The organism is Pseudomonas sp. IT-P12 (genome assembly GCF_949767465.1).
Classification (GTDB): domain Bacteria; phylum Pseudomonadota; class Gammaproteobacteria; order Pseudomonadales; family Pseudomonadaceae; genus Aquipseudomonas.
On record NZ_CATKPY010000011.1, the window covers coordinates 887,143 to 910,224 of the forward strand.

Below are 23,082 nucleotides of genomic sequence, written 5' to 3' on the forward strand. Positions count from 1 at the left end.
TGCCAGTCTAGCCAGACCGGCAGGAACGACCTTGACGACAATCAATTGCCTTCACTGCGTCAGGCTGGCGAAAGGCAGGAACATCACGTTGTCGTGCTTGAGCACTTGGGTTTCACGCTCGATCACCGCCAGGCCGTCGGCCCAACAGGCGGCCATCAACATCGCCGAGCTTTGCTGAGGGTGCAGCGCCACGCTCAACCGGCCTTCGGCATCAGGTACAAGGCGTGCCCGCAGGTATTGCCGACGCTTGTTGCGCTGCTCCCAGTCGAACCCGGCGGACACGGCCAATGGCACCGGCAACACCTCACTCACCCCTTGCGCCCGGAGCAGGAACGGCCGCACCACCACCAAAGCGGTAATCAACGCCGCCGAAGGATTGCCCGGCATGCCGATCCAGGGTTTGCCGAGCACTTCGCCAAAGGCCAGCGGCTTGCCGGGCTGTATTGCCAACCGCCAGAAATCCACGCGGCCCGTTGCCTTGATCGCCTGCTTGAGATGATCTTCCTCGCCGACCGACACGCCGCCGGAACTCAGCAGCAGATCGCACCTTGAGGCGGCCCGGCTCAGGGTCTGGCGACTGATCGCCAGGTCATCGGCCATGACCCCGTAGTCGTGCACCTCGACGCCCCAGCCGCGCAACAACGCGGCGAGCAGGTAGCGGTTGCTGTTGTAGATCTGCCCCGGTTCCAGCGACTCGCCGGGCTCGCGCAGCTCGTTACCACTGCTGAGCAGGCCGACCTGCAACGGCCGGTAGACCTCGACCCGCGTTACACCGGCGCCGGCCAGCAGCCCCAGTTCCTGAGCGCGCAGGCGTTTGCCCTTCGCGAGCAACAAGGCGCCGCGCCGGATCTCTTCGCCCTCCTTGCGCACGTGATCGCCCAGGTTCACCGGCGGGAACCACACGCCCTCGCCCTCGACCCGACAACGCTCCTGTGGCACCACCGTATCGGCGCCGACGGGCAGCGGCGCGCCGGTAAAAATCTGCACCGCGTGCTGCGCGAGCAAGGCCGGGCCTGGCGGATCACCCGCCGCAATGCGCCCGCCCATCAGCAGGTAGCCGCCCTCCGGGGGCAGGTCCGAAGCCCTGAGGGCATAACCGTCCATGGCGCTGTTGTCCCAGGCCGGCAGGTGCACCGGGGACAGGATGTCCGCCGCCAGCACACGGCCGATGGCTTGATCCAGCGCTATCATCTGCGCCAGTGGGGGCGGCGGCACCTGCTCCAGCAATCGGCCGATGGCCTCGTCCACCGGCATCAGGTGCCCGAGGTCACACACCCGCCCGCTCACGAGCGCGTCTCGCAAGCGTCGATCACTCTCTGCGACTGCGCTTTCAAGTGCGGCGCGAAATTGCACGGGCCGGTGCGGCTGTCCAGCTGCTCCACGAGAATTTTGTTCCAGGCGGTGCGGCAGGCCCCCGGCGAACCGGGCACGCAACACACCAGCACGCCGTTGCTCATGCCGGCCAGGGCCCGGGATTGCAGACTGGACATGCCGATCTCTTCCAGCGACACCTGGCGGAACAGTTCGCCAAAGCCTTCCACGTGTTTGTCCAACAGCGGCACGACCGCTTGCGGGGTGTTGTCGCGAGCGGTGAAGCCGGTGCCGCCCGTCATCAGGATGACTTGCACCTGGGGGTCGGCGATCCAGCGGGACACGGTGGCGCGGATCTGATAGATGTCGTCCTTGACCAGGTCGCGATCGATCAACCGGTGCCCGGCCGTTTGCAGCAGGTCGGCCAGGGTCTGTCCCGAGGTGTCGGTGTCGAAGGTCCGCGTATCGCTGATGGTCAGCACCGCAATGTTCAGCGGTTCGAAGGTGCGTTGCGCCAGATGGGCCATGTTCAAGCCTCCCATGAATAATGATTGGGACAAGCCTGAACCGGATTGGCAGCCTGGCCTATTCCTCCAAGGAGGTACCTCGACAGGCAAACCGGGTTCATGGCGCCAGCCGGCTGCGACGCCAGTGGCCGTCGTGCAGGCGATAATCGACGCGGTCATGCAGGCGGTCGGCGCGCCCCTGCCAGAACTCCAGACGCTCGGGGTGCAGGCAATAACCACCCCAGTGTTCGGGACGTACGACGGGCTCGTCGACAAATCGCTTGGTGGTTTGCGCCAGCAGTTGATCCAGCGCGGCACGGCTGGCCAGCGGGCGACTCTGCGGAGACGCCCAGGCCCCGAGGCGACTGGCCACCGAGCGGCTGTCGAAGTAGGCGTCCGACAACGCCGGGTCGAGCTTCGATACCTGCCCTTCAATGCGCACCTGGCGCTCCAGCCCCGGCCAGAAAAAAGTCATGGCGGCCTGCGGGTTGGCGGCCAATTGCTGGCCCTTGTCGCTCTGGTAATTGCCGAAAAAAGTAAAACCTTCGTCGCTCAGGCCTTTGAGCAACAGCACCCGGCAATGCGGCCGGCCTTCATGGTCGACGGTGGCCAGCATCATGCTGTTGGCTTCGACCGGCGCCTGCTCAGTCTCGCGGGCCTGTTGCAGCCACTGGCGGAACATTGCCAGTGGGTCCTCCAGCGCCTGTTCGTCCTGCAAGCCAAACAGCGTGTAGTTACGGCGCATTTGCGCCAGGGAAAGCGTCATGTCGAGGTTCTCCGGTGGTTTTCTGCCCAGTGTGCGAGGCACCGGGCGAAACCACCTTGACCGCCATCAATCGCGCCTCGCTTACTTGAGCCCCAGGCGCCGGGCCAGCTTGTGCAGGTTGCTCGCGTCGACCTCCAGCATCCGCGCGGCACGCGCCCAGTTGTCGTCGGCCAGGCGCAGGGAATGCAGGATTTTCTGTCGCTGGCACTCGTCCACCGCGTCGCTCAGGGCCTGGAACGGCACGTCGTTCGCCTCTTCCTGCGGCTGCTCGGCGACCACGCTTTGGGTGCCCATTGCACTGTCAAGATCGAGCACCTGGGGCTCCAGCGTGATGATCAACGCGCGACTGGTGCCACGACTGAGTTCCTTCAAGGCGGCGCGGCTGATGACGTGCTCCAGCTCGCGCACATTGCCCGGCCAACTGTACGCCAGCAGCGCCCGTTCAGCGGCGGGTGACAGGCGCAAGCCGCGCAGGCCGAGCCGTGCCCGATTGAGTTCGAGGAAATGCCCGGCCAGCATCAACACGTCGTTGCCACGTTCGCGCAAGGCCGGGATCGGCACCGGGTACACTGAGAGCCGGTGGTACAGGTCGGCGCGAAACAGGCCGTCGCGGATGCTGTCCGGCAAGTGGCGGTTGGTGGCGGCGATGATCCGCACGTCGACATGCAGCGGCTGGTCCGCGCCCAGGCGCTGGATCTCGCCGTTCTGCAAGGTGCGCAGCAGTTTCGCCTGCACGCTCAAGGGCAACTCACCGACTTCATCGAGAAACAGCGTGCCGCCGTTGGCGGCGTCGAAGCGGCCGGCGCGGTCACTGGTGGCACCGGAAAAGGCCCCTTTGACATGGCCAAACAATTCACTCTCGGCCAGTGACTCCGGCAACGCCGCGCAGTTGACCTGGATCAGCGGCTTGTGACTGCGCCGCGACAGACGATGCAAGCGCCGGGCGAACAGCTCCTTGCCAACGCCGGTCTCCCCCAGCAGCAGCACCGGCAGGTCGGAGTCGGCGAGCACATCCAGTTCGTTGAGCAAGTGGTGCACAACGTCGCTCTGGCCGATGATCTCGCCCTCTTCGACAGGCATGTGCAAATCCTGGGGGTCGCTGCGCGACAGGCGCAGGCTGCGGTTTTCCTGCTCCAGGCGCGTGACGCGCACCGCCGCTTCGATCTGCAGCGTGCAGCGTTTGAGCTCATCCCGCGCACGACTGTCAAACGTCCCGGGGTGCAGCGCATCGAGGGTGATCGCGCCCCAGATCCGCCCCTCCACATACAGGCTGACGCCCATGCAGTCATGCACCGACAGCGACTCGCCGGCCTGATGATCGACCAGGCCGTCATAAGGGTCCGGCAGGCGACTGTCGGGCTCGAACCAGGTCGGTTCGCGTGACGCCATGATCGCGGCCAGGCGTGGATGTTGCGCAATGACGAAGCGCCGCCCCAACGCTTCATGGGCCAGGCCCACGGTGGCCACCGGCCGCAGGCTGTCCTCATCCAGGCGCAGCAGCCCCACGGCACCACTGTTGAAGTACTCGCGCAAGGTCTGCACCAGACGCTGCAACCGCACGGCATTGGGCAACTCGACAATCAGGTCGGCCGCCAGGCTTTCACGCAACATGGTAGTCATCACCCTCTACGGTGGTATTGACCCTGAGTCGTCAGGGTGCCTGCCACCACACCAAAAAAATAATCCATAGTTATCAGTCAATTAACTATGGCACGTCGAATGCAATGACCCCGGGGAACCGTTTGAAACCGCAACAAGGAACCCCTGATGAGCCTTAATTTGCTGGAACAAAGCCTTGGCCAACTGGCCTGCGACATTCCCGGTGCCACCCGGATCTTTCACACCTTCAAGCTGGACTTCTGCTGCGGCGGCCATAAAAGCCTGCGCGAAGCGGCGTTGAGCAAAGAGCTCGACCCGGTGGTGATCGCCGAAGCCCTGCACATCCTGCAAGACGCCGGCGAAAGCCAGTACGACTGGCGCCATGAACCGTCGCAAGAGTTGATTGCCCACCTGCTGACCCGCTACCACGCCCGCCATCGCGAACAACTGCCGGAACTGATCCGCCTGGCACGCCGCGTCGAGCATGTCCACGGTGCGCGCCCTACCTGCCCCAACGGCCTGGCCGATCTGCTGAACGATCTGCAACAGGAACTCGAAAGCCACATGCTCAAGGAAGAACAGGTGCTCTTCCCGATGTTGCAACAAGGCTTCGGTCCCCAGGCTGCGCCGCCGATCCAGGTCATGCGTTTCGAGCACGATCAACACGGCGAATCGCTGGAAAAACTGCTTGCCCTGACCAACAACATCACGCCACCGGCCGATGCCTGTAATACCTGGCGCGCCTTGTATCGCGGCCTGCTGGAATTCCGTGATGACCTGATGCAGCACATCCACCTGGAAAACAACGTCCTGTTCGTCAACGCCCTCAACCCACGCTGATCGATCAGCCCCACCCAGCCCGCGTCAGTCATCCGCCGACGCGGGTTTTGTTTGTCAGCAACGCCCGGCGTTCAACCGTGCCAATAGAACATCGCCTTGGCGAGGATCACGATCAACACCATATGCCCGAGGATGCTGCGGCGAATCCACAGGGCGCGGGCGTCGCTCAGCCGCCCCCTGGTCAGCAGCAAGGCCAGCACCAGGTAGTGGCCGATGATGCTCAGCGCCAACAGGATCTTCAGGCTCATCAGCGTGCCAAACTGACTGGCGAATGGCTGGCTCAGCGCCCCCCGGTATTGCCACGCCATACCGACGCCGGCGCCGTACAACGCCAGCACCACGCCGTGCAGCACCTTGCGCGAGCGCGCGGCAATCGCCCGGTCAGCGGTCGCCGCACCCACCACTTGCAGACGGGCCTGATGCCAGATCAGCACCTCGAAAAACAACGTCCCGATGAAGGCGATGGCCGCCAGCAGGTGTGTCACCAATAAAAAGGGGTACATCGACGCTTACCTCCCCGGGATTTAACCCGGATGTCCGTCAACCCGGGCGCGCAGCAGCATCGGCGCATAACGCCAGGCGTACAGCGCAAACGCCAGCGCCCAGCAGGTGCCCGCGAGCCACAACGCCGGCAACGGGAACAGCGGGACCAGGGCGACGCGGCTCAGGCAACCCAGGTTGAGCAGGATGAACGCCAGGGTCATGCCGCGGGGCGGTTCCAACGGACGCCCGGTGTGGCCAAGGCTGACCCGGGCGATCATCGCCAGGACCAGGCCGCCCATCGCGCCGATCGTCAGGCAATGCACCGCCAGGCTCGAATTGATCGGCGCACCGAAGTGCCACAGGGCCATGCCCAGGCAGGCGATGGCCAACCAGCCGTAGGCCAGGTGCAGCGACCACAACAACGGCACCCGCCACAAACCCCGGTCATGCCAGCGAACCAGACGGATCAGATGCCCGACGCCCAGCGCGGCGAACAGCAAGCCGACCCAGACGTTGGCGTAGAGCGCAGGCCCGACGGCGTACAGCACGGCCACCAGCGGCGAGCCGATCAGCAACAGCCAATCCAGCCAGGCCCATGGCACCACGGCGTCCTTGCGCCCCAGGCCGCGCTGGGTGAAGAACGGAATGACCCGCCCACCGATCAGGCCCATCATTGCCGCCACCAGCCAGAGGCCGGCCAGCACACCCTGACGTTGCCAGCCTTCATGACCGGCGAGCAGCCCGTACAACGACAAGCCGTCGGCCACGGCCAGCAACAACAGGACCACCACAATCGGGTAGTTGCGCTTCTGCCGCACCTTCCACAGGGTGAACCCCATGAGGGCGGCCACCGCCAGCGGAAACGCCAGCTCCAGGACCGCCAGCACTGCCCAGGGCGCATTGGCCAACCACGCCACCCGCGCCAGCAACCACACCAACGCCAGCAGGGCCAACGGCTGGCCGCTGACGCCGGGGCGACTGGTCCAGGTCTGCACGGCGGTCAGCAGGAAACCGGCGATGATCGCCAGCCCGAACCCGAACAACAGTTCATGTCGATGCCAGCCCAGCCAACCGCCAGCGGGTTGCCAGTTGCTGATCGAACCGCTGAAAGCGGCCAGCCACAGCGGGATCGCCAACAGCGCCAACAGGCAGCCGGCGAGAAAAAACGGCCGAAACGCCAACCGCAACAGCGGTGGAATCGCCAGCGCCTTACTGCGCTCAAGAACTTGCATGAAGCCACTCCTCTGCCTTTCCCGACGCCTGCACGCAGCGCCTGGGTCAATCCGGGCTCAATCATCAGGGATTAATCATCAAGCGCCTTTGTCGCAAATCAAGAGTGCAAGGGCTGTGCCCACTATCATCGCCGTGCAGGGACTGGCGATCGCCTCTCAAGCGAGTCATTCGGACCAGGTACAAATGACCCTATGTGGTCATTAAGACCCCATCGACCAAGGTGTTTTCAACCCTGCCGACCAGCGAACCCAGTGAACACAAGGGCTTTGAGTATGGCCCGGGTCTTGCTGAGCAGGGTCATCCTTCACCTTCGATAGCCTGGAGTCATCATGAAAAAGATCATTCAGCCATTGGGCTGGTTTGTGGTGTTGACCTCGGTCCTTGCCCTGGCCAGCAGCCTTTCTTTAGGCCTCGTCTGAGCGGATCGCCAGCCCTTTCCTCAATTTTCAGGATGAACTTCCATGGTGCTTCACCGCGTCCACCACCAGATTCTGCGCAGTCATCATTTGTTCGAACCGCTGAACGACGAACAGATGAACGAACTCATGGGTAGCAGCCAGTTGCTGAGCATCGACAAGGGCGAACCGCTGTTCCGCCAGGGTGAGCCGGCGGACTCGTTCTACTTCGTGATTGCCGGCGCGGTGAAGATCTACCGGCTGACGCCCGATGGGCAGGAGAAGGTGTTCGAGGTCCTTGGCGACCGGCAGACCTTCGCCGAAGCGATGATGCTGATGGACACGCCCAACTACGTGGCCTCGGCGGAAGCCGTCTGCCCGACCCAGCTCTACCGGTTGTCCAACAGCACTTACATGCGCCTGCTGCAAAGCAACAGCCGGCTGACCTTCGCTTTGCTGGGCAAGCTGTGCGTCCGCCTGCACCAGCGGGTCAACGAAATCGAAACCCTGTCGCTGAAAAACGCCACCCACCGGGTCGTGCGGTATCTGCTGACGCAGCTGGTGCGCCAGCAGACGGTGAACGATCAGTTCGAACTGCCGATGGCCAAGCAACTGATCGCCGGCCACCTGTCGATCCAGCCGGAAACCTTTTCGCGGATCATTCGCCGCTTGATCGATGAACACATCATCACCCAGGACGGTCGGCAGATCGCCATTCTCGACCGCCTGCGCCTGGAACAATTCGAATGAGCGACCTGCCTGTCTGCCTGTATTGCCAACACGCCAACCCGGCGTACCAAGCCGAATGCCTCGAGTGCGGCATGCCGTTGCCGGCATCGGCCGCAGGCGCCGGGGAGCGTCGGCAGCGCCGGTTCATGTGGTTCTGCGTCGGTTTAGGCCTGTTTTGCGTGGCGATGTTCTTCTGGTTACCGCGCAGCATGACCTGAGTTCTCCCAGGGCAAGCGCTGTGGGAAGCGAGGTGAACACCGAATCTTCATTCAACAGAGAACTCCTTGTGGGAGCGAGCCTGCTCGCGATGAACATCCAGGCACCGCAGGCATTCTGACGACCCGCGTTATCGTTCGCGACCCTCGCGAGCAGGCTCGCCCCCACAGGTGGCTTTCACGGCTGGGTCAGCTGCCGGTACAACTGCGGCAGGCGCAGGGGCAGTTGTTCGGGCTGGCGGATCAGGGTGTAGCCGTTGGCGCCGAACATGTACGGCAGGTAGTCACCGGCATCGCGGTCAATGGTGATGCAGAACGGCGTCAAGCCCTGGCGGCGTGCCTGAATGACCGCTTCGCGGGTGTCTTCCACACCGTAGCGCCCTTCATACAGGTCCAGGTCGTTGGGTTTGCCGTCGGTCACCAGCAACAACAGCTTGCTGCGCCGTTTGCTCTGCCCCAGCAGGTGCGTGGCGTGGCGAATGGCGGCGCCCATGCGTGTGTAGTAACCGGGCTTGAGTCCCTGGATACGCCCGCGGGTGTGGTCGTCATAACGCTGGTCGAAGGACTTGAGCTCCTGCATGCGCACCTGCTGGCGCCGCAGGGAAGAAAACCCGTACAGGGCAAAATCATCCCCCAGCCCTGACAACGTCTCGCCAAACAACAACAGGCTGTCGCGCACGACGTCGATGACCCGGTGCTCATCGTTCAGGTGGGCGTCGGTGGACATCGACACATCGGCCAGCAACAGGCACGCCAGGTCGCGGCGGGTCTGGCGTTGTTCCATGAACAGCCCTCGCTCGACACACTGACCGTGTGCGCGCTCGACATGGAAGTCCAGCCAGGCCTGCATGTCCAGTTCCGAGCCCTGGGTTTGCTGACGCAGCCATTGACGGTCGTTGCGCAGGTGCTCGAACTGGCGCCGCAGACGATGGGCCGAGGCCTTGAGCCGTTGCGGCAAAGGCTGCGCTTCACAGTCGCGGGGCACCATCATTTGCAGGTTGACGAAGCCGTCCTGCAATTGCTGCTTGCGGTAGTCCCACTCCGGCAACTTGATGCCCTCGCCCAGCGGCACATCGTCGACATCCGCCGGCGGCAGATCCAGGTGCAGCTTGAGCCCGCCGCCCTTGCGCAGGCGTGTGCGCGAGAGGGTCAATTCATCCAGGTCGTCGGCGACCTTCGAAGCATCCTCGTCCTCGCTGTCGTCCTCCCAGCGATCCAGGTCCACGTGTTCGCTCCAGCTGAACAGGTTCTCCAGGCGCACTACCAGGAAGCCACCGTCACGGGTACTGTCATCGATTCGCTTGGCGCGCTTGCGCCCGCTCTTCTGTTCGCCGGGCGCGGTGGCAAGCGACTCTTCGGACTCCTCGCCCAGGTCCGCCGTCTGCGGACTGTCAAGGTTCTGCGGCGGGTACAGCCACAACGGCAGCGGCCAGGCCGCCCGCTCACTGCGTGGGAAATGCTCGACACTGCCCGGCTCGCGCAATGCCTGGCACAACGCCCGCTCCAATGCCGCTTCGCTGCGGTTCAGCGAGGCAGGATCGGGGCGCAGTTGCAGGTGCGCATCGACCAGGCGTTCATAACGCGCGCGCAATGCCGGAAAGCGCTGCAACAGCTGTTGCGTCCAGCGTTGATTGTCGCGGCCCCAGTGGCGCATCTGCCCGGACTGTGCCGCCAGCAAGGCCAGCCAGCGATACAGTTCTTCATTCAGGGCGGCCTCGGGAAACACCGCCAGGCTCGACGGCAGGCGCAGCGTCGCGTCATCCCGCCAGGCCAACGGCACCTGTTTGCAGGTGCCGGCAATCTGCTGCAGGACGTTGCGCCGCAGCAGCAGATCGCGGTCGCTGGCAGCTTCGACACCGATACCACTGGCGCCGCCCATGGCACGGAACAACAGCGCCAGCGGGCGTTGCTGCCTGGCGAACTCGACGCGCGCTTCGGGAAAGTCCGGGCTGGCGCGCCGGGTGATGAAGCGGTGCCAGACACTGCCGACCCACTCTTCCAGTTCGACGGTAAAGGCCATTGAATGTGCCCTTTGTGAAACCAAAAAAACGGCCCGCTGTACCAGCCGGGCCGACCTTTTCTAGCCGTGACACCGGCTCATGAAGGAACAACCGGAGCCGGGGCCCGCAACGCGGCGCGACCGCGCTGCCTGAAGCTGAACAGGTAGCAGACCAGCCCGGCCAGGAAGCCGACACCCGAACCCAGACGGGCCCAGAACAACACTTGCAGGTGATCGACCGTGGCCATGAACGGCATGGCCAGACCGTCGGCCTGCCAGCGTTGCAGGTAGACCTGAACGGCACCGGCAGCGGTGAGGAACAGAGTGATCGCCACCATCGACAGCGTCATCAGCCAGAAGCCCCAGATTTCCAGCGTCTGCGAACGCTCGTCACCGGCTTCACCCAGGCCGCGCAAGCGTGGCATGGCGTAGCTGATCAGCGTCATGACAATCATTGCGTAGGCACCGTAAAACGCCAGGTGACCGTGGGCCGCCGTCAGTTGCGTACCGTGGGTGTAATAGTTGACCGGAGCCAGGGTGTGCAGGAAACCCCAGACGCCCGCCCCGAAAAACGCGGTGACCGTGGTGCCCTTGGCCCACAGGGTGGCCGCACGATTGGGGTGTTGCCGACGACGTTTTTTCACCATGCTGAAGGCGAACATCACCATGGCCAGGAACGGCAGCGGCTCCATGGCAGAGAAGATCGAACCGACCCACAGCCAGACCTCGGGTGCACCGATCCAGAAGAAGTGGTGACCGGTGCCGATGATCCCGGTAATCAGCGCCATGGCGATGATCACGTACAGCCATTTCTCCACCACTTCGCGGTCGACGCCGGTGATCTTGATCAGCACGAAGGCGAGCATCGAACCCATGATCAGTTCCCAGACGCCTTCCACCCACAGATGCACCACCCACCACCAGTAGAACTTGTCGCGGGCCAGGTTTTCAGGGTTGTAGAAAGAGAACAGGAAGAACACCGCAAGGCCGATCAACCCGGTCATCATGACCATGCTGACCGTGGTCTTGCGACCTTTGAGCAGGGTCATGCCGATGTTGTAGAGGAAGCCCAGGCAGACGACCACGATCCCCATCTTGGTGATGGTCGGCTGCTCCAGGAACTCGCGCCCCATGGTCGGCAACAGCTCGTTGTGGGTCAGCCGGGCCAGGCCCGCGTAGGGCACCAGCAGGTAGCCGAGGATCGTCAGCACACCCGCCACGGCGAACACCCAGAACAGCAGGATCGCCAGTTTCGGGCTGTGCAGCTCGCGGTCGGCCTCTTCCGGAATCAGGTAGTAGGCCGCCCCCATGAAGCCGAACAGCAGCCATACGATCAACAGGTTGGTGTGAACCATCCGCGCCACGTTGAAGGGAATGACCGGGAACAGGAAGTCGCCGATCACGTATTGCAGGCCCATGATCAAACCGAACAGCACCTGACCGAGGAACAGCATCAAGGCGAACACGAAGTACGGTTTGGCCACGGCTTGCGAGGCGAATTTCAGATGCGGATTAGCCATGCTCATCTCTCAGCCCTCCTTGTTTGGCGGCCAGTTATTGGTATTGATCTTCGAGCTCCACTTGAGGAACTCGGAGAGGTCATTGACCTCCTGCTCCTTCAGGTTGAACTGAGGCATCGCTCGCCGACCGGGCACGCCCAACGGCTGCATTTTCATCCACGCCTGGAGGAACGGCTTGAAGCCCTCCTCGCCGCCGCGACGCTGGAACACGTTACCCAGCTCGGGCGCAAAGTAGGCACCCTCGCCCAGCAGCGTATGGCAGCCGATGCAGTTGTTTTGCTCCCAGACCGTCTTGCCGCGTATCACTGACTCGGTCAGTTGATCGGCATTGCTTCGTTGGGGAAAGGTCTGCTCTGTGTGGTAGGTCAAGGCCAGGAATATCAGGAAGAAGAACACGCTTCCCCCGAAGTAGATATTCCTGGCCATGCCCTTGGTGAAGGTCTCTGACATGGTCGCTTCCTCATTGCTTGGCCCGTCCATGATAGGAAGCCGAGGGTCCAAACCCGCTTGATGGCAATCAAGAAAATCAGATGGTTTTACTCGGGTATAGGCAAGGCAGAGCATTGCGCTTATCCGCGCAGGGTCACCAGCGTCAGCCCGACCAGGACCGCCAGGACCAACGCCCAGGCCAGCATCAGACGGCGCCACAAGCGTGGCGCCCGGCGCAGCTCCATGAAGCCTTCGGTGATCAGCCAGGCCTTGCCCACCGCCACCAGCAGGATGGCCACCGACAGCAGCCAGGTCGCACCGGAATGCGCCAGCAACACCGTGCACACGCTCAATATGACCAGCGCGGCCCAGCAGAGCCACAACAACCGGGAAGCCGACATAAGCCCTCGCCTCAATTCAGTACGTAGACCAGCGGAAACAGCACCACCCAGATCAGGTCGACCATGTGCCAATACAGCACGCCGGATTCGAACCCGCTGCGATTGCTCGCGCCGAACAGTCCGCGACGGCAACGCATGGCCAGCCACCCAAGGATGCACATGCCCAGCAGCACGTGAACAAAATGAAAGCCGGTGAGAATCCAGTAGAGGGTGAAGAAGGTGTTGTGCTCCATGCCCAGCCCGGTGGCCAGCAAATGCCGGTACTCGGTGAGTTTCAACACGACATAGACACTGGCGGCCAGCAGCGCCGCCAGCAGGAGCACTGCCCCGCGACGGGGCTGCGAGTGCCGGACCTGTTCCTGCGCCAGCGCGGCAAACAGGCCGGCGGTGAGCAGGCTGAGGGTCATCGCCAGCCCGGTGGAGGCGTCCAGCAAGGCGCGACTGTCGGCGAACAATTGCGGCTTGATGGCCTGCGTCACGGCGAACGCCAGGATCAACAAGGCGAACACCGACAGCTCGGCGAGTATGAAAAACCACATCGCCAGGTCGCCCGGCAAATGGCCGGGCGACCCGGGGGTGGATTCAACCGAAGTGGACATCGACCACGCCCATCAGCGCCGCGACGGTCAGCGGATCATCGCTCAACGGTTCGGCCAGGCAGGCCAGGCAGGCCTCTCGCGGGCTCATGCCGGAGCGGATCATGCGCGCGGTGAAAATCAGCAGGCGGGTCGAGGCGACTTCTTCCAGGTCATGCTGGTCGAGCCGGCGCAACGCCTGCCCCAGCTTGACCACATGCGCCGCCAGCGCGCTGTCCACCTGGGCTTCGCGGGCGACGATGCGCTCTTCCTCGGCCACCGGCGGATAGTCGAAACGCATCGCCACGAAACGCTGGCGGGTGCTGGGCTTCATGCCCTTGAGCAGGTTCTGGTAACCCGGGTTGTACGACACCACCAGCATGAAGGATGGCGGCGCCTTCAGCACTTCACCGGTGCGTTCGAGGAACAGCTCACGACGATCATCGGCCAGCGGGTGCAACACCACCGCCGTGTCCTGACGCGCCTCGACCACTTCGTCGAGGTAGCAGATGCCGCCCTCGCGCACCGCACGGGTCAGCGGCCCGTCCTGCCACCAGGTGCCCTGGGCGCCGATCAGGTGCCGGCCGATCAGGTCGGCCGCGCTCAAATCGTCGTGGCAGGCAACGGTGTACAGCGGCAGGTTCAAGCGGTGTGCCATGTGCTGGACGAAACGGGTCTTGCCGCACCCGGTCGGGCCTTTGATCAACACCGGCATGCCGTGATGCCAGGCCTGTTCGAACAGCGCCTGCTCGTTGTTGAGTGGCTGGTAGAAGGGTTCGGTGTGGATTGCGTGTGACTGGCTGGGGTCCATGAAGCACCTGATTCGACAACGGATTCGAGGAACACGCTACGAGCCCCTGCGACAACTTGGCAAGCACCACGGCCGGCAAACTTGATCACCGTCAAGCAGCCTTTGGCGTGCGCCGGCATAGCCTTGCAACGCACTAAGAACCTGCGTCCTGTGCTGTCGTCTGGGCACATAGAAGAGGTCCAGCCTGAGGAGAAATGGAATGCTGATCAGTAATAGAAAAACGTTAGCTGTGACTGCCGCCACACTGTTTTCAACACTCGCCATGAGCCACGCCGTCGGGGCCGGCGAAGCCGCTCCCGCTGTGGCGAAAGCGGCCCTGGTGACCAGCGCCGGCGCGCCGGACATGAGCCAGGCCGAGTTCGACTCATCCAAGGAAATCTACTTCCAGCGCTGCGCCGGTTGCCACGGCGTGCTGCGCAAGGGTGCCACCGGCAAGCCACTGACGCCGGACATTACCCAATCCCGCGGCCAGGCGTACCTGGAAGCCCTGATCACCTACGGCTCGCCAGCGGGCATGCCGAACTGGGGCACGTCCAATGCGCTGACCAAGGAGCAGATCACCTCCATGGCCAAGTTCGTCCAGCACACGCCGCCGACCCCGCCGGAATGGGGCATGGCCGAGACGCTGAAGACCTGGAAAGTGCTGGTCAAGCCAGAAGACCGGCCGAAGAAGCAGTTGAGCAAACTCAACCTGCCCAACCTGTTCTCGGTGACCTTGCGCGACGACGGCAAGATCGCCCTGATCGACGGTGACAGCAAGAAAATCGTCAAGCTGATCGAGACCGGGTATGCGGTGCACATTTCGCGGATTTCCGCATCCGGTCGCTACCTGCTGGTGATTGGCCGCGACGCCCGCATCGACATGATCGACCTCTGGCCGGCGGAGCCGACCAAGGTCGCGGAAGTCAAGGTGGGCATCGAAGCACGCTCGGTGGAGACCTCCAAGTTCAAGGGCTACGAGGACAAATACACCATCGCCGGTTCCTACTGGCCGCCGCAGTTCACCATCATGGACGGCGAAACCCTGGAGCCGAAACAGATCGTCTCGACCCGTGGCATGACCGTCGACAAGCAGGAATATCACCCGGAGCCAAGGGTCGCGGCGATCATCGCCTCCCACGAATGGCCGGAGTTCATCGTCAACGTCAAGGAAACCGGCAAGGTCATGCTGGTCAATTACGAAGACATCAAGAACCTCAACATCACCTACATCGACGCCGCGCCGTTCCTGCACGACGGTGGCTGGGACAGCTCCCATCGCTACTTCATGACCGCCGCCAACAACTCCAACAAGGTCGCCGTGATCGACTCCAAGGATCGCAAGCTGACCTCGCTGGTGGACGTGGGCAAGATCCCGCACCCGGGCCGTGGCGCCAACTTCACCCACCCGACCTACGGACCGGTGTGGGCCACCAGCCACCTGGGTGACGAGGGCATTTCACTGATCGGCACCGACCCGGCCAAACACCCGCAATACGCCTGGAAACAGGTGGCCTCGATCAAGGGTCAGGGCGGTGGTTCGCTGTTCATCAAGACCCACCCCAACTCCCGTCACCTGTACGTCGACACCACCCTCAACCCGGACGCCAAGATCAGTCAGTCGGTGGCGGTGTTCAACATCGACAAGCTCGATGCCGGCTTCACCGTGCTGCCGATTGCCGAATGGTCGGGCATCAAGGAAGGCGCGATGCGCGTCGTGCAACCGGAATACAACAAGGCCGGCGACGAGGTCTGGTTCTCCGTGTGGAGTGGTCAGTCGGATGAATCCGCACTGGTGGTGATCGACGACAAAACGCTGAAGCTGAAATCGGTCATCAAGGACAAGCGCCTGATCACACCGACCGGAAAATTCAACGTTTACAACACCCAACACGACATCTATTGAGCTTCATCAATACAAGGAAACACCATGAAAAATACTCTGCTTTCACTGTTCGCCCTGACCGCCGCGCTCAGCGTGCAACCGGCCATGGCAGACGACGCTCTGGCGTTGTTCAAGAGCAAGCCGTGCGCGGCCTGCCACTCGATCGACAGCAAACTGGTCGGCCCGGCGCTCAAGGACGTCGCGGCGAAAAATGCCGGGGTCGCCGGTGCTGCGGACACCCTGGCCAACCACATCAAGAACGGTACGCAAGGCAACTGGGGCGCGATGCCGATGCCGGCCAATCCGGTGACCGATGAAGAAGCGAAAACCCTGGCGAACTGGGTACTGAGTCTCAAATAACCAATGGGAGGGCGTCATGAACATCTACCGACACATTGTCGTCCTGGCGGCCCTCCTGCTCTTTTGCGCAACCTCGGTTGCCTCGCCTGACGCCCCGCGCCAGGCCCGACTTGAACACCTGCTGGTCCAGGATTGCGGCGCCTGCCATGGCCTGCACATGACCGGCGGACTCGGCCCGGCGCTGACACGCTCGGCATTGGCCGGAAAATCCAGGGACAGCCTGATTGCCACCGTCACCCTAGGCCGGCCTGGCACCGCCATGCCCGGCTGGGCCCCGTTGCTCGACCCCGACGACATCGGCTGGCTGGTCGACCTCCTACTCCAGGGATACCCCGCACCATGATCCGTACCTTTCTGCTGTCGGCAGCCGCCGGCCTGCTGTTGTCCGGCTGTGCCCAACCACCGCTGCGGGGCACCGGCGATCTCGGTGTAGTGGTCGAACGCGCCACCGGCAGCGTGCAGATCATCGAAAGCGACACCCGCACGGCGCTGGCGCGGATCGAGGGCCTGGGCGACCTGTCCCATGCCTCGGTGGTGTATTCGCGTGACCAGCGCTACGCCTATGTATTCGGTCGCGACGGCGGGTTAAGCAAGATCGACCTGTTGACCCAGCGCATCGAGCAGCGTGTGATCCAGGGCGGTAACGCCATTGGCGGCGCCATCAGCCAGGACGGCAAACTGATCGCCGTGTCCAACTACGTGCCAGGCGGGGTCAAGGTGTTCGATGCGCGGACCCTGGAGCAAGTGGCGGACATCCCGGCCACGCCGCTGGGCGATGGCAGCAAACGCTCACGCACCGTCGGGCTGGTGGACGCGCCCGGCCAGCGTTTCGTGTTCAGCCTGTTCGATACCGGCGAGATCTGGATCGCCGACTTCAGCCAGGGCACCACGCCGCAGATCAGTCATTACACCGGCATTGGCCAACAACCCTATGACGCGCTGATCACCCCGGACGGCCGCTATTACATGGCCGGACTGTTCGGTGAAGACGGCATGGCACAACTCGACCTCTGGCACCCCGAACGCGGCGTGCAACGCGTGCTCGGCGACTACGGGCGCGGCCAGGCGAAGCTGCCGGTCTACAAGATGCCGCACCTGGAAGGCTGGGCGGTCGCCGACAACCAGGCATTCGTGCCGGCGGTCGGGCGCCACCAGGTACTGGTGATGGATGCGCGCACCTGGAAACAGACCGCCGCCATTGCCGTCGCCGGCCAACCGGTGTTCGTGACTTCGCGCCCGGACGGTCGGCAACTGTGGGTCAACTTCGCCTATCCGGACAACGACCGGGTCCAGGTCATCGACACCGAAACCCACGCCGTGGTCGCCGACCTGCGCCCAGGACCTGCGGTGCTGCACATGGAGTTCACCGCGCGGGGCGATCAGTTGTGGCTGTCGCTGCGCGATGGCGATCAGGTGCAGGTCTGGGACCCCTACAGCCTCAAGCCGATCAGCACCCTCCCCGCCAGCGCGCCGAGCGGCATTTTCTTCAGCAGCCGTGCACAAAAAATGGGTTATTGACATGGACCTCGACCTGCTCAGCCGTCAACTGATCGACCGTTTCCAGCACGGCATGCCGCTGTGCGCCGAACCCTATCGAGCAATGGCCCAGGTCCTGGGTTGCACCGAAGCCCAGGTCATGGCCTGCCTGCAACGCCTGGAACTGGCCGGGGCCCTGTCGCGCATCGGCCCGGTGTTCGAACACAGCCGCGCCGGTGCCAGTACCCTCGCCGCCCTTGCCGTGCCCGCCGAACGCCTGCACCAGGTCGCCGAACGCGTCAGCCAGTACCCCGAGGTCAATCACAATTACGCCCGCGAACATCACTACAACCTGTGGTTCGTGCTGACCGGCCCCAATCGCCAGCACATCGAGCGCGTGCTCGAGGAACTGGAGCGCGACACCGGCCTCACCCCGCTGGACCTGCCGATGCTCACCGCCTACCGCATCGACCTCGGTTTCGCCCTGGGAGACAGCCCATGCAAGCGGGTCTGACCCCTCGGCAGGCAACCGCCCTGCGTCGTCACCTGGAGGCTGGCTTGCCGCACGTTTCGCGGCCCTACCAGGCCCTCGCCGAACGGATCGACGCCGACGAACAGGGCGTGCTCGAGCAAATGCGCCAGTGGCACGAACAGGGGCTGTTCCGCCGGGTCGGCCTGGTGCTCAACCATCGTGCCCTGGGGTTCACCGCCAACGCCATGCTGGTGCTGGATGTGCCGGACGCGTTGATCGACGAAGTCGGCCAGCGCCTGGGTGGCGCGCCCGATGTCAGCCTCTGCTATCAACGGCCACGGCGCTTGCCGCAATGGCGCTACAACCTGTTCTGCATGGTTCACGGTCGGCAACGCGAGCGCGTCGAGGCGCACATCCAGACCCTGCTGGCCGAACACCTGCTGAGCGACCTGCCCCACCAACTGCTGTTCAGCACCCACGCGTTCAAGCAATGCGGCGGGCGCTTCGCACCCACGATTCCAGGAACCCATCCCCATGGATGATCTCGACCGCCGCTTGATCAATCGCCTGCAACTGGGCCTGCCCCTGGTGCGCCACCCCTGGAAAGCCCTGGCAGCCGAACTGCACAGCAGCGACAGCGAGTTGCTCGACCGCCTGCACCGGCTGCTCGAGGACGGCGTGCTCACCCGTTTCGGGCCGATGTTTGACATCGAGCAGTTGGGCGGCGCCTTCACCCTCGCGGCGCTGGCGGTGCCCGAGGAGCGCTTCGACGAGGTGGCCGAGCAACTGCATGCCCTGCCCGAGGTGGCGCACAACTATCGACGCGAACACCTGTGGAACATGTGGTTCGTCCTCGCCTGCGCCACTGAACAACGCCTCGGCGACACCCTGCAGCACATCGAAACCCTGACCGGCCTGCCGTTGCTCAATCTGCCCAAAGAGGAGACTTACCATGTCGGTCTGTATTTCCCGGTCTGAAGACCTCCTGGCCCACCGCCTGATCGAACTGACCCAGGCCGGCCTGCCGCTGCTCGAAGACCCTTGGGCCTGGCTCGCCGAACAATTGGACCTGAGCGTCGAATCGACCCTGGACCTGCTCAAGCGCCTGCAAGCCGAGGGCGCCATCCGGCGCATCGCCGCCGTGCCCAACCACTATCGCCTGGGCTATCGCTTCAACGGCATGACGGTCTGGGATGTGCGCGACGCAGAGATGCCACGCCTCGGTGCGCTGCTCGGTGCGCAACCCTTCGTCAGTCATTGCTATCGCCGCCCACGCCGTACCGACTGGCGCTACAACCTGTTCGCCATGGTGCACGGGCGCAGCAGCGAGGAAATCGACAGCTACCGCGAGCACCTGCGCTACCTGCTGGGCGACGCCTGCAGCGCCGATGAAATGCTGGTCAGCAGCCGCATCCTGAAGAAAACCGGCCTGCGCCTGCCGCCCACCTCACTCTAGACACACGCCGACTCAAGGAGAGCTGCATGTTGAGGATCAGCCAATACCTGCGGGCGCTGGCAGGTGGGATACCTGCCCCCGGAACCCGCCCACCGGGCAGCCACCGCGCCCCCGTGGTGATCTGGAACCTGCTCAGGCGCTGCAACCTGACCTGCAAGCACTGTTACGCCACTTCGGCCGACAGTGTGTTTCGCGACGAACTGGACACCACCACGGCCATGGCCGTGATCGACGACCTGCACGACGCAGGGGTCAAGGTGCTGATTCTGTCCGGCGGTGAACCGCTGTTGCGCCACGACCTGTTCGTGCTCAGCGGCTATGCCCGCTCCAAAGGGTTCTTTGTCGCCCTGTCCACCAATGGCACGCTGATCGACGAGCAGAACATCGCGCACATCCGCGCCGCGCAATTCGATTATGTCGGGATCAGCATCGATGGCCTGGAGGCCACCCATGATGAATTCCGTCAACTCAAGGGCAGCTTTGCCAGCTCCATGCGTGGCATCCAGCTGTGTCGCGAACAGGGTATTCGCGTCGGCCTGCGCACCACCCTCACCCAGGAAAACCACGCGCAACTGCCGCAATTGCTTGAGCTGATGCGCGAATACGACGTGCAGAAGTTCTACCTGTCGCACCTCAACTACAGCGGTCGCGGCAAACGCAGCCGCCAGCTCGACGCCCGGCAACAGATGAGCCGCGAAGCGATGACACTGATCTTCGAGCGGGCCTGGGCGGACATCCTGCAGGGCCTGGACAGCGATTTCGTCAGCGGCAACAACGATGCCGACGCCATCCTGTTGCTGCACTGGGTGGACCAGCACCTGCCCCAGCACACGGCGCGCCTGGAGCGCATGCTGCGCGACTGGGGCGGCAATGCCTCCGGCAGCGGTATCGCCAACATCGACAACACCGGCGAAGTTCACCCTGACACCTATTGGTGGCAGCACTCGGTGGGCAATGTGCGACGCACGCCCTTCCGCACCCTCTGGCTGGAACAGCCCGACGCCCTGTTGCAGCAACTGCGCGTGCATCCGCGCGCCGTCGGTGGCCGCTGCGCCGAGTGCCGCTGGCTGGCCATCTGCAACGGCAACACCCGCACCCGCGCCTGGGCCGAAGGCGACCTCTGGGGCCAGGACCCCGGTTGCCACCTCAGCGATGAAGAAATCGGCCTGGCGCCGGTCACGACCATCGCTTGCGTCACCCACTGAATTGCCCGTTCGGCCAACCATCTGAATAGGTTGGGGCCGATCAACCTGATGAAGCACCAAGGACGTCCCATGCCTTTATCGATTGCTCTACCGGCCACACTCGAGTCCCTGTTCAGACCGGGCGAAGTCGCCCTGGTCGGCGCCGGCCCCGGCGATCCACGGCTATTGACCCTGCGCGCCTGGAGCCTGTTGATGCAGGCCGATGCGGTGGTCTATGACCGTCTGATCAGTCCCGAACTGCTGACCCTGATCCCCCTCACCTGCGCCCGGCACTATGTCGGCAAGGCCAGTGGCTGCCACAGCCTGCCCCAGGATCAGATCAATCAGTTGTTGGTCGACCTCGCCGATCAGGGCCAGCGGGTGGTCCGCCTCAAGGGCGGCGACCCGTTCATTTTCGGCCGTGGCGCCGAGGAACTGGAGTACCTGCTGGCGCGCAACGTCGATTGCCAGGTGGTCCCCGGGATTACCGCAGCCTCCGGTTGCAGCGCCTACGCCGGCATCCCGCTGACGCATCGGGAGCTGGTCAACTCCTGTCGCTTCATCACCGGTCACCTGCATAACGACGGCGAGTTGAAGTTGCCCTGGCACGACCTGGCCGATGGCAGCCAGACCCTGGTGTTCTACATGGGGCTGTCCAACCTGGGGATTATCGCGCGCAAGCTGATCGAGGCCGGAATGTCGGCCGACACACCGGCGGCCCTGATCAGCAACGGCTCGCGCCCCGATCAGCAGGTTATCCGTGGTCCGCTGCATCAACTGCCGACCCTTGCGCTGACGTGCCCACCGGGGATTGCAACGCTGACGGTGATTGGCCAGGTGGTCGACCTGTTCGCCGCGCAACCCATGGAACACCCGGCACGCTTCTATCCGGTCCAGGCACTGCAGCGCCGCAACAAGGTGGCGCTATGAAGCGCGGCCTGCTTGTCCCGCTGCTCTGCCTCGGCGTCGCCCAAGCGAGTGCGGCGACCACGCCCGCCGCGCTGGCAGAGGCCGCGAGGGACTATCGACAACATTGCCAGAGTTGCCACGGCGCCAACCGATTCGGCGCGACCGGGCCGGCGTTGCTGCCGGAGAGCCTGAGCCGGATCAAGCCCGACGAGATCCGCAACGTGATCGCCAACGGACGTCCCGCCAGCCAGATGGTCGGCTACGCCAACGTGTTCGACCCGGCCCGGATCGAAGCCCTGGCGGATTACCTGCAACAACCGCCCGCCACCCCGCCGGTCTGGACCGACGATGACATTCGCCGCAGTCACAGCGTGGTTGCCGATCTCGGAAAACTGCCCGCCACACCCCAGCATGGCGCCGACCCGCTGAACCTGTTTGTGGTGGTGGAAGCCGGCGATCACCACATCAACATCCTCGACGGCGACCGCTTCACCGTCCTGGCGCGGTTCGCCTCGCGCTTTGCCGTGCATGGCGGGCCGAAGTTTTCGCCGGACGGACGCTTCGTCTATGTGGCTTCGCGCGATGGCTGGGTGAGCCTGTACGACCTGAATAACCTGAAACTGATCGCCGAGGTCCGCGCCGGCCTCAACACCCGTAACCTGGCGGTGAGCAAGGACGGACGCTGGGTGCTGGTGGGCAACTACCTGCCGGGCAGCCTGGTGGTGCTCGATGCCCGCGACCTGTCGCCGGTGAAAACCATTGCCACGATCGGCCAGGACGGCACGGCTTCGCGAGTCAGCGCGGTCTACACCGCTCCGCCACGGGACAGTTTCATCGTTGCGCTCAAGGACGTGAAGGAAGTCTGGGAAATCTCCAGTGCCGGCACGCCGGATTTCCAGCCACGACGCATTCCCGCCGAGGACATGCTCGACGATTTCTCCTTCTCACCCGACTACCAGCAATTGCTGGCCACCTCGCGCAAGGCCAAGGGTGGCCAGGTCATCGACCTCGATACCGGCAAGGTGGTCACCGACATCCCCCTGCCGGGCATGCCGCACCTGGGCTCCGGGACCTACTGGCAGCGCAATGGTGAATGGGTATTTGCCACACCGAACATCAGCAAGGGGCTGATCTCGGTGATCGACTTCAAGACCTGGAAACTGATCAAGGAGATCCCGACCCTCGGACCGGGTTTCTTCATGCGCAGCCATGTCAACTCGCGGTACGCCTGGACCGACGTGTTCTTCGGGCCAGACAACGATGCCATCCACCTGATCGACAAGCAGACCCTGGAAATCGCCCATACCCTGCGACCGATGCCGGGCAAGACCGCCGCCCACGTCGAGTTCACCCGCGACGGCCGCCACCTGCTGCTGAGCATCTGGGCCACCGACGGCGCACTGATCGTCTACGACAGCAACACCCTCGAGGAGATCAAGCGCATCCCGATGAACAAACCGTCGGGCAAGTACAACGTCGGCAACAAGATCGAGTTTGCCGAAGGCACTTCGCACTAGAGATTTCCACCTCGGCCCCTGTGGGAGCGGGC

At 63.8% G+C, this 23,082-nt stretch carries 26 protein-coding genes; 14 read left to right on the forward strand and 12 right to left on the reverse strand.

Annotated features, from left to right (window positions below; translation table 11 throughout):
- Positions 1 to 51 precede the first annotated feature (51 nt).
- The 4 genes from glp to norR all read right to left on the reverse strand — a co-directional run bounded on the left by glp (position 52) and on the right by norR (position 4,194).
- On the reverse strand, positions 52 to 1,287 hold the full coding sequence (glp, locus tag ACM6IM_RS07135) for a gephyrin-like molybdotransferase Glp (RefSeq protein ID WP_414864845.1): 1,236 nt from the start codon (positions 1,285 to 1,287) through the stop codon (positions 52 to 54).
- Positions 1,284 to 1,838, reverse strand: a complete 555-nt coding sequence (gene moaB / locus ACM6IM_RS07140; protein ID WP_192308236.1) for a molybdenum cofactor biosynthesis protein B — start codon at positions 1,836 to 1,838, stop codon at positions 1,284 to 1,286. The genes glp and moaB overlap by 4 nt, the downstream gene beginning before the upstream one ends.
- Positions 1,839 to 1,935: 97 nt before the next feature.
- Positions 1,936 to 2,583 (reverse strand): pyridoxamine 5'-phosphate oxidase, encoded by a 648-nt coding sequence (pdxH, locus tag ACM6IM_RS07145; RefSeq protein WP_414864648.1) that lies wholly within the window; start codon positions 2,581 to 2,583, stop codon positions 1,936 to 1,938.
- An 81-nt stretch (positions 2,584 to 2,664) separates the two neighbouring features.
- Positions 2,665 to 4,194 carry a nitric oxide reductase transcriptional regulator NorR gene (gene norR / locus ACM6IM_RS07150; RefSeq protein ID WP_192308320.1) on the reverse strand — a complete coding sequence of 510 codons (1,530 nt, stop codon included), beginning with the start codon at positions 4,192 to 4,194 and terminating at the stop codon, positions 2,665 to 2,667.
- Between the two features lie 156 nt (positions 4,195 to 4,350).
- Here norR and ytfE point away from each other — a divergent pair, with 156 nt between their 5' ends.
- Complete coding sequence (gene ytfE, locus ACM6IM_RS07155; protein WP_414864649.1) at positions 4,351 to 5,022, forward strand: iron-sulfur cluster repair protein YtfE; 672 nt, start codon at positions 4,351 to 4,353, stop codon at positions 5,020 to 5,022.
- Positions 5,023 to 5,093: 71 nt separating this feature from the next.
- Here ytfE and ACM6IM_RS07160 read toward each other — a convergent pair whose 3' ends face one another.
- Entirely contained in the window at positions 5,094 to 5,525 is a 432-nt protein-coding gene (locus ACM6IM_RS07160) for a hypothetical protein (RefSeq protein ID WP_414864650.1), read from the reverse strand.
- A gap of 21 nt (positions 5,526 to 5,546) precedes the next feature.
- A complete protein-coding gene (locus tag ACM6IM_RS07165) occupies positions 5,547 to 6,737 on the reverse strand; it encodes an NnrS family protein (protein WP_414864651.1) in 1,191 nt (396 codons plus the stop codon).
- Positions 6,738 to 7,199: 462 nt separating this feature from the next.
- Here ACM6IM_RS07165 and ACM6IM_RS07170 point away from each other — a divergent pair, with 462 nt between their 5' ends.
- Both ACM6IM_RS07170 and ACM6IM_RS07175 read left to right on the forward strand, forming a co-directional pair.
- On the forward strand, positions 7,200 to 7,883 hold the full coding sequence (locus ACM6IM_RS07170; protein WP_192308241.1) for a Crp/Fnr family transcriptional regulator: 684 nt from the start codon (positions 7,200 to 7,202) through the stop codon (positions 7,881 to 7,883).
- Positions 7,880 to 8,080, forward strand: a complete 201-nt coding sequence (locus ACM6IM_RS07175) for a protein DnrP (protein WP_414864652.1) — start codon at positions 7,880 to 7,882, stop codon at positions 8,078 to 8,080. Before ACM6IM_RS07170 ends, ACM6IM_RS07175 begins: the two co-directional genes overlap by 4 nt.
- Positions 8,081 to 8,255: 175 nt before the next feature.
- Here ACM6IM_RS07175 and ACM6IM_RS07180 read toward each other — a convergent pair whose 3' ends face one another.
- From ACM6IM_RS07180 to ACM6IM_RS07205, 6 genes are all read right to left on the reverse strand, one after another.
- Positions 8,256 to 10,097 carry a nitric oxide reductase activation protein NorD gene (locus tag ACM6IM_RS07180; protein WP_414864653.1) on the reverse strand — a complete coding sequence of 614 codons (1,842 nt, stop codon included), beginning with the start codon at positions 10,095 to 10,097 and terminating at the stop codon, positions 8,256 to 8,258.
- A 77-nt stretch (positions 10,098 to 10,174) separates the two neighbouring features.
- On the reverse strand, positions 10,175 to 11,602 hold the full coding sequence (locus tag ACM6IM_RS07185; RefSeq protein WP_192308244.1) for a cbb3-type cytochrome c oxidase subunit I: 1,428 nt from the start codon (positions 11,600 to 11,602) through the stop codon (positions 10,175 to 10,177).
- A 3-nt stretch (positions 11,603 to 11,605) separates the two neighbouring features.
- The gene (locus tag ACM6IM_RS07190) at positions 11,606 to 12,046 is read right to left on the reverse strand and encodes a c-type cytochrome (protein ID WP_192308245.1); all 441 of its coding nucleotides are present in this window, start codon (positions 12,044 to 12,046) and stop codon (positions 11,606 to 11,608) included.
- A 119-nt stretch (positions 12,047 to 12,165) separates the two neighbouring features.
- Positions 12,166 to 12,426, reverse strand: coding sequence for a cytochrome C oxidase subunit IV family protein (locus ACM6IM_RS07195; protein ID WP_414864654.1), 261 nt, complete (start codon positions 12,424 to 12,426; stop codon positions 12,166 to 12,168).
- Positions 12,427 to 12,437: 11 nt separating this feature from the next.
- A complete protein-coding gene (locus tag ACM6IM_RS07200) occupies positions 12,438 to 13,025 on the reverse strand; it encodes a cytochrome c oxidase subunit 3 family protein (RefSeq protein WP_192308247.1) in 588 nt (195 codons plus the stop codon).
- Positions 13,009 to 13,812: a CbbQ/NirQ/NorQ/GpvN family protein gene (locus tag ACM6IM_RS07205; RefSeq protein ID WP_414864655.1), complete on the reverse strand. Its 804-nt coding sequence runs from the start codon at positions 13,810 to 13,812 to the stop codon at positions 13,009 to 13,011. Before ACM6IM_RS07205 ends, ACM6IM_RS07200 begins: the two co-directional genes overlap by 17 nt.
- 262 nt (positions 13,813 to 14,074) lie before the next feature.
- On the opposite strand from ACM6IM_RS07205, the gene nirS reads away from it, so the two are divergent.
- The 11 genes from nirS to ACM6IM_RS07260 all read left to right on the forward strand — a co-directional run bounded on the left by nirS (position 14,075) and on the right by ACM6IM_RS07260 (position 23,050).
- Complete coding sequence (nirS, locus tag ACM6IM_RS07210; RefSeq protein ID WP_225607164.1) at positions 14,075 to 15,697, forward strand: nitrite reductase; 1,623 nt, start codon at positions 14,075 to 14,077, stop codon at positions 15,695 to 15,697.
- A gap of 24 nt (positions 15,698 to 15,721) precedes the next feature.
- On the forward strand, positions 15,722 to 16,036 hold the full coding sequence (locus ACM6IM_RS07215; RefSeq protein ID WP_192308250.1) for a c-type cytochrome: 315 nt from the start codon (positions 15,722 to 15,724) through the stop codon (positions 16,034 to 16,036).
- Between the two features lie 16 nt (positions 16,037 to 16,052).
- Positions 16,053 to 16,379: a c-type cytochrome gene (locus ACM6IM_RS07220; protein ID WP_414864656.1), complete on the forward strand. Its 327-nt coding sequence runs from the start codon at positions 16,053 to 16,055 to the stop codon at positions 16,377 to 16,379.
- Complete coding sequence (locus ACM6IM_RS07225) at positions 16,376 to 17,554, forward strand: cytochrome D1 domain-containing protein (protein WP_414864657.1); 1,179 nt, start codon at positions 16,376 to 16,378, stop codon at positions 17,552 to 17,554. The genes ACM6IM_RS07220 and ACM6IM_RS07225 overlap by 4 nt, the downstream gene beginning before the upstream one ends.
- 1 nt (position 17,555) lies before the next feature.
- A complete protein-coding gene (locus ACM6IM_RS07230; RefSeq protein WP_192308253.1) occupies positions 17,556 to 18,026 on the forward strand; it encodes an Lrp/AsnC family transcriptional regulator in 471 nt (156 codons plus the stop codon).
- Positions 18,011 to 18,526, forward strand: coding sequence for an AsnC family protein (locus ACM6IM_RS07235; RefSeq protein WP_414864658.1), 516 nt, complete (start codon positions 18,011 to 18,013; stop codon positions 18,524 to 18,526). Before ACM6IM_RS07230 ends, ACM6IM_RS07235 begins: the two co-directional genes overlap by 16 nt.
- Positions 18,519 to 18,962 carry an Lrp/AsnC family transcriptional regulator gene (locus ACM6IM_RS07240; protein ID WP_414864659.1) on the forward strand — a complete coding sequence of 148 codons (444 nt, stop codon included), beginning with the start codon at positions 18,519 to 18,521 and terminating at the stop codon, positions 18,960 to 18,962. Before ACM6IM_RS07235 ends, ACM6IM_RS07240 begins: the two co-directional genes overlap by 8 nt.
- Positions 18,937 to 19,440 (forward strand): nitrite reductase, encoded by a 504-nt coding sequence (locus tag ACM6IM_RS07245; protein ID WP_201192000.1) that lies wholly within the window; start codon positions 18,937 to 18,939, stop codon positions 19,438 to 19,440. The genes ACM6IM_RS07240 and ACM6IM_RS07245 overlap by 26 nt, the downstream gene beginning before the upstream one ends.
- Positions 19,441 to 19,466: 26 nt before the next feature.
- On the forward strand, positions 19,467 to 20,645 hold the full coding sequence (gene nirJ / locus ACM6IM_RS07250; protein WP_414864660.1) for a heme d1 biosynthesis radical SAM protein NirJ: 1,179 nt from the start codon (positions 19,467 to 19,469) through the stop codon (positions 20,643 to 20,645).
- Positions 20,646 to 20,714: 69 nt separating this feature from the next.
- A complete protein-coding gene (gene cobA / locus ACM6IM_RS07255; RefSeq protein ID WP_414864661.1) occupies positions 20,715 to 21,554 on the forward strand; it encodes a uroporphyrinogen-III C-methyltransferase in 840 nt (279 codons plus the stop codon).
- Complete coding sequence (locus tag ACM6IM_RS07260; RefSeq protein WP_414864662.1) at positions 21,551 to 23,050, forward strand: cytochrome D1 domain-containing protein; 1,500 nt, start codon at positions 21,551 to 21,553, stop codon at positions 23,048 to 23,050. The genes cobA and ACM6IM_RS07260 overlap by 4 nt, the downstream gene beginning before the upstream one ends.
- Positions 23,051 to 23,082: the final 32 nt, after the last annotated feature.